The 5,324-nt window shown below is 60.8% G+C and carries 6 protein-coding genes; 4 read left to right on the top strand and 2 right to left on the bottom strand.

Annotated elements, in window-relative coordinates:
• Window positions 1–695, bottom strand: a 695-nt coding sequence (locus RTX98_RS19730) for a polyprenyl synthetase family protein (RefSeq protein WP_312798569.1), incomplete at its 3' end; no start/stop codon positions are given.
• Window positions 696–858: 163 nt separating this feature from the next.
• Between RTX98_RS19730 and RTX98_RS19725 the strand changes: the two genes are divergently transcribed.
• Window positions 859–1,578 carry a biosynthetic peptidoglycan transglycosylase gene (locus tag RTX98_RS19725; protein ID WP_189505052.1) on the top strand — a complete coding sequence of 240 codons (720 nt, stop codon included), beginning with the start codon at window positions 859–861 and terminating at the stop codon, window positions 1,576–1,578.
• A 147-nt stretch (window positions 1,579–1,725) separates the two neighbouring features.
• Entirely contained in the window at window positions 1,726–1,908 is a 183-nt protein-coding gene (rpmF, locus tag RTX98_RS19720) for a 50S ribosomal protein L32 (protein ID WP_189505053.1), read from the top strand.
• Window positions 1,909–2,088: 180 nt separating this feature from the next.
• Here rpmF and phaR read toward each other — a convergent pair whose 3' ends face one another.
• A complete protein-coding gene (gene phaR, locus RTX98_RS19715; RefSeq protein WP_312798566.1) occupies window positions 2,089–2,688 on the bottom strand; it encodes a polyhydroxyalkanoate synthesis repressor PhaR in 600 nt (199 codons plus the stop codon).
• A gap of 254 nt (window positions 2,689–2,942) precedes the next feature.
• On the opposite strand from phaR, the gene phbB reads away from it, so the two are divergent.
• Entirely contained in the window at window positions 2,943–3,665 is a 723-nt protein-coding gene (gene phbB / locus RTX98_RS19710; RefSeq protein ID WP_312798564.1) for an acetoacetyl-CoA reductase, read from the top strand.
• Between the two features lie 617 nt (window positions 3,666–4,282).
• Window positions 4,283–5,324 (top strand): helicase-related protein (locus RTX98_RS19705; RefSeq protein ID WP_312798563.1); only part of this gene is annotated, 1,042 nt, incomplete at its 3' end.

Here is a 5,324-nt window from a genome sequence, read left to right as displayed (position 1 = left end):
TCGGCGAGCTGAAAGGCGAGGCCGATGGCGGCGCCGAAGCCGTGCAGGCGCTCGCGATCCTCATCGCTGCCGCCACCGAGGATGGCGCCCGCTTCGCAGGCATAGCGGATCAACGCGCCGGTCTTCATGGCTTGCAACGTGATGATGCCGGCTTCATCCGGCGTCGACTTTTCGGCTGCGAGATCAAGCGCCTGACCGCCCACCATGCCGCCGAAGCCGGATGCGCGTGACAGGCCGGAGATCAGGGCGAGGCGCGTGGCGGCGGGCAGAGCGGTGTCGTCGTCGGCCAGGATGTCGAAAGCCAGCGTCAGCAAACCGTCGCCTGCCAGGATCGCGGTGGCCTCGTCAAAGGCTTTATGGACTGTGGGCTGGCCACGGCGCAGATCGTCATCGTCCATGGCCGGCAGGTCGTCATGGACCAGCGAATAGCAATGGACGCATTCGAGTGCGGCGGCGACCCGCAGGGCAGCGGAAGGCGGTGCGTCAAACAAGGAAGCGCTTTCCAGCACAAGGAACGGCCTGAGACGCTTGCCGCCGTTCAACACGCCGTGACGCGCGGCCTGCATGAGGTGCAGCGGGCGCGTGACTTCGCCGGCACGCGGATGATCGCTGAGCAGCCGTCGCAGCTCGGTCTCGACTGTTTGCGCGCTGGCACCCAGCAACTGTTCGAAGGCGGAATTGGCGGATGTGTCCATGTGTCTGCGATGAACGGAACCGAGAGTTCGGTCAAGTGCAGGCATTGCGTGATCGAATGGGTGAAGCGGGCCTTCAATCCTCCAACAATCTGTTCTAGACGAGGGCTTGAGCGGGAGTCGTTGTGTGAGCATACCGGCCGTCGAGCTAGATCAAGAGCCAGTCATGCCACCACCACCAAGGGGACGCGGACCGCTGAGGAGCCCGCCATCGCTGCGGCGGTGGCTTCGGCGCGCGTTTCTCGTGTTGGTGGTTCTGGGACTGATCCCGGTCGTGCTGACCCTGATCTATGCCGTGCCGGGCATACGGCCGATCTCAACCCTGATGCTGCGCGACGCCGTGACCTTCGAGGGGTATGACCGGCGCTGGGTGCCGATCGAAGAGATTGCGCCGGCGCTGCGCTTTTCCGTGATCATGTCGGAAGACGGACAATTCTGCTCGCATCACGGCGTGGATCTGCGCGAGCTGCATGGCGTGATCCAGGATGCGCTGGCGGGCGAGGAAACGCGCGGAGCGTCGACGATCCCCATGCAGACCGTGAAGAACCTTTATCTCTGGAACAGCCGGTCGTTCCTGCGCAAAGCGCTGGAAGCACCGCTGGCGATCTATTTCGACGGGGTGCTGTCCAAAAAGCGGATCCTGGAAATCTACCTCAACATCGTGGAATGGGGTCCCGGCATCTACGGAGCCGAATCCGCGTCGCTTTACCATTTCGGCAAGGCGGCCAAGGATCTGACGCCGCGCGAAGCGGCCTTGCTGGCGGTGGCGCTGCCCAATCCGCTAGGGCGCGATCCGGGCGGGCCGACGCGCAATCTGAGCCGGCTTGCGGACCGGGTGCAGCGGATGGCCGGCAATTCCGGCGGTTATACGGGCTGCGTGCGTTAAGCGCGTTCGGATTTTTTCGCAGGCATGATCTGGCCAAATGTCTATGCGTTGTGTATAGGCACGCCACCTCAACGGAAAACACCGGCCGGCCGCCGTCGCTCACTCGTGGGCTCGCGCGCAAGACATAGCCGGACGATGGAGCTGAAAATGGCCGTACCTAAACGAAAGACCTCGCCGTCCAAGCGCGGCATGCGCCGCTCGGCGGACGCCCTCAAGGCTCCGACCTATGTGGAAGATAAGAATTCCGGCGAAATGCGCCGCCCGCACCATGTCGATCTGAAGACCGGCATGTATCGCGGCCGCCAGGTGCTGGACCCCAAGGAAAGCTAAGCTTTTCTGCAGGATTGCTTTTAAAAGGCTGGCTTAATGCCGGCCTTTTTTGCGTTTGAAGGCGGGTCGCTTTGCGTGTTCCAGAGCGCAATCCGGCTATTTGGCAGCGCAGAACGGGTGCGTTAGCGCGCACAAAGCGCGCCATTCGGCGATATGGCGTTGGAGCAAGAGCGTCGGCGCTCAGCGGTTGAGCGAGTCGAGCTTCTTCTGCATCGCGGCGATTTGATCTTTCAACTCAGAAAGATCGTCGGCGGCTTGTTTGGGCGATGGCTCGGCCGGTTCAGGCTGGGTGGTTGCAGCCGGGAAAGCCGAGAACATGCGCATCGCGTTCTGGAACATTTCCATGTTGCGGCGGGTCTGTTCCTCGATCGCCTTCATGGGCGGCATGGCCATGACGTTCATCGGATTGACGGGCGTCTTGCCGAGCGTGTTCATCTGATCGCGGAACAGTTGCTGCTCCTTGGAGAAGGCTAGCATGGACTGTTCCAGGAAACTCGGCACGATCATCTGCATCTGGTCGCCGTAAAAGGCGATGAGTTGGCGCAAGAAGGCGATCGGCAGCATGGCCTGGCCGTTCTTGTTTTCCAGCTCGAAGATGATCTGCGTCAGCACGGGATGGGTGATGTCGTCCCCGGTCTTGGCGTCCTGCACGGTGAAGTCTTCGCCGCGCTTTACCATTTCGGCGAGGTCTTCCAGCGTGACGTAGGTACTCGTGCCCGTATTGTACAAACGGCGATTGGCGTACTTCTTGATCGTCACCGTTTCGCCTTTTGCGGGCATATATTCGCCTCCCAATGGCCCACGACACTGCGGGGCTGGCAACTGTTTGCTGGCTCTGAGAGGAGACTATGCGCAAATCGAGGGCAATTGAAAGAGAATTGTGCAGCGCATGGTTCCAAGTTTGTGCAGTGCAACGTTCAAGTACGCGCGCAGAAACGACGCGGCTTTTCCGCGACTCTTAAGTAACCGCACGAGACGACTGGACCTTTGTCTCTTCTTGGACCAATAATCGGAAGTCATCGGGAGGAGATAACATGGCCAGAACGGCTTTGGTGACGGGAGGAACGCGCGGCATAGGGGCCGCAATATCAATCGCCCTGCGTGAGGCTGGCTATTCAGTGGCCGCAAATTATTGCGGAAACGATGAAGCGGCGTCGCGCTTCGAGGCTGAAACCGGAATTCCGGTCTTCAAATGGTCAGTCGCCAATTACGAAGCCTGTGTCGCTGGGCTGGCAAAGGTCGAGGCACAACTCGGCCCGGTCGAGATCCTCGTCAACAATGCGGGCATCACGCGAGACGGCATGTTTCATCGCATTACGCCCGAGCAGTGGCGCGAGGTGATCGACACCAATCTCAGCGGCGTCTTCAACATGACGCATCCAGTATGGCCGGGCATGCGGGAGCGGGGCTTTGGGCGGGTGATCATCATATCCTCCATTAACGGCCAGAAGGGGCAGATGGGGCAGGTGAACTATGCCGCCGCCAAGGCCGGCGATCTCGGTTTCACACGCGCTTTGTCGCTTGAAGGCGCACGGGCGGGAATTACCGTCAACGCCATCACCCCCGGCTATATCGCCACCGACATGGTCATGGCGGTGGCTGAAAAGGTGCGCGAGGGGATCATCGCGCAGATCCCGGTCGGGCGGCTGGGCGAAGTGTCGGAGATCGCGCGTTGCGTGCTGTTTCTGGCCTCCGACGATGCCGGCTTCATCACCGGCGCGACGCTGGCGGCCAATGGCGGGCAATATATGAGCTAGGCGATCATCGCGTTTGTTCCAAATCGGGACGGATGATTAACAATCCACTTTGGCGCTTTGTGCGAAGCGTGTGGATTGGCTGTGCATAACGGTGTGGATGGCGCTGTCAGCCACCAGATCTAGCCGTGAACAAAGCAGGAAAAGTGCTGAAGTAGCGATTCGTCGCCGGTTCGTTCCCGATCCGCTCTGAAGTTTTACAAGAGCGATGATTGGTCGGAGCGGTGCGGCTAAGCTTTGTTTCAGGGAGTTTAGCAAAGTCTTGCAGCGCGCACCTTACCTGGGGTGCGGGGCGTAGTTGATCGACGGTTGGGGTCACGCTGTTAACGATTACCGGCTGTTCTGAAGCAATCGGTGAGTTCGGTCGATCAGCATGTTGATCCTGACAAAGCCAACGCCACTATTACTAGCGGTGAACAAAGATCGAATTGGGTGGCGTGAGCGATTCGTCAGCGATTCGTTCGGGCGCCGTTCCAGGTATTAACGCCGGCCGCGTCAGCTGAATGTGTTTCGGACCTGTGATCCCCGCACAAGACCCTCTATATCAGGGGCTTCGGCGTGTGCGACATGCTCTTGCCGCGCCTGCACTTGCCGCCTTTGCCGGAGACGACTTTTTCCGCATGACAGCATCTTCCTTCCGGCCCCCGGCGCCGCTTGTTTTATCCGGGCGCGATGTGACCGCCGTTCTCGGACCCACCAATACTGGCAAGACCCATCTAGCGATCGAGCGCATGGTTGCGCATTCGAGCGGCTTGATCGGCCTGCCACTGCGGCTGCTCGCTCGCGAGGTTTATGCCCGCGTTTGCGAGAAGGTGGGCGCCGACAAGGTCTCGCTGATTACCGGCGAGGAAAAGATCAAGCCGCCGAACGCGCGCTATTCAGTTTGCACTGTGGAAGCAATGCCGCGCCAAACGGATGCGGCCTTCGTGGCGATCGACGAAGTGCAGCTGGCGGGCGATCTCGAGCGCGGCCACATCTTTACCGACCGCATCCTGCATCTTCGCGGCCGCGAAGAAACGCTGCTGCTTGGCGCCGGCACGATGCGCGGCATTCTGGAGCGATTGCTGCGCGGGATTTCGGTGGTGTCGCGGCCGCGCATGTCGCATCTCGCTTATGCCGGCTCCAAGAAGATCACGCGCCTGCCGCGCCGATCGGCGATCGTGGCGTTTTCCGCCGATGACGTTTACGCCATTGCCGAGCTGATCCGGCGTCAGCGCGGTGGAGCCGCCGTGGTGCTGGGCGCGCTAAGCCCTCGCACACGCAATGCGCAGGTCGAGCTTTATCAGTCGGGTGACGTCGATTACCTGATCGCCACGGACGCGATCGGCATGGGGCTCAACCTCGATGTCGATCATGTCGCCTTTGCCCAAGACCAGAAGTTCGACGGCTTTCAGTATCGCAACCTGACGCCAGGCGAGATCGGCCAGATTGCCGGCCGCGCCGGCCGCCATCTGCGCGACGGCACGTTCGGCGTGACGGGACAATGCGATAATTTCACCGACGAAATGGTGGAACGCGTCGAGTCGCATGCCTTCGACCCCGTGAAGGTTCTGCAATGGCGCAATGCCGAGCTCGACTTTGCATCGCTGGAAGGTTTGCAGCATTCGATCGACTGTATTGCCCCGGTTGAAGGTCTGACGCGCGCGCTGCCGGCCGTGGATG

Origin of the sequence: Tianweitania sp. (genome assembly GCF_032053605.1) — a bacterium.
Lineage (GTDB): Bacteria > Pseudomonadota > Alphaproteobacteria > Rhizobiales > Rhizobiaceae > Tianweitania.
Note: the sequence above shows the minus strand (reverse complement) of the source record. Positions and strands in the feature narration are given on the sequence as shown.

Bases quoted from the DNA above. Each gene is read 5' to 3' on its own strand.
- RTX98_RS19725 (WP_189505052.1), top strand. From the start codon at position 859: ATGCCACCACCACCAAGGGGACGCGGACCGCTGAGGAGCCCGCCATCG.
- rpmF (WP_189505053.1), top strand. From the start codon at position 1,726: ATGGCCGTACCTAAACGAAAGACCTCGCCGTCCAAGCGCGGCATGCGC.
- phaR (WP_312798566.1), bottom strand. From the start codon at position 2,688: ATGCCCGCAAAAGGCGAAACGGTGACGATCAAGAAGTACGCCAATCGC.
- phbB (WP_312798564.1), top strand. From the start codon at position 2,943: ATGGCCAGAACGGCTTTGGTGACGGGAGGAACGCGCGGCATAGGGGCC.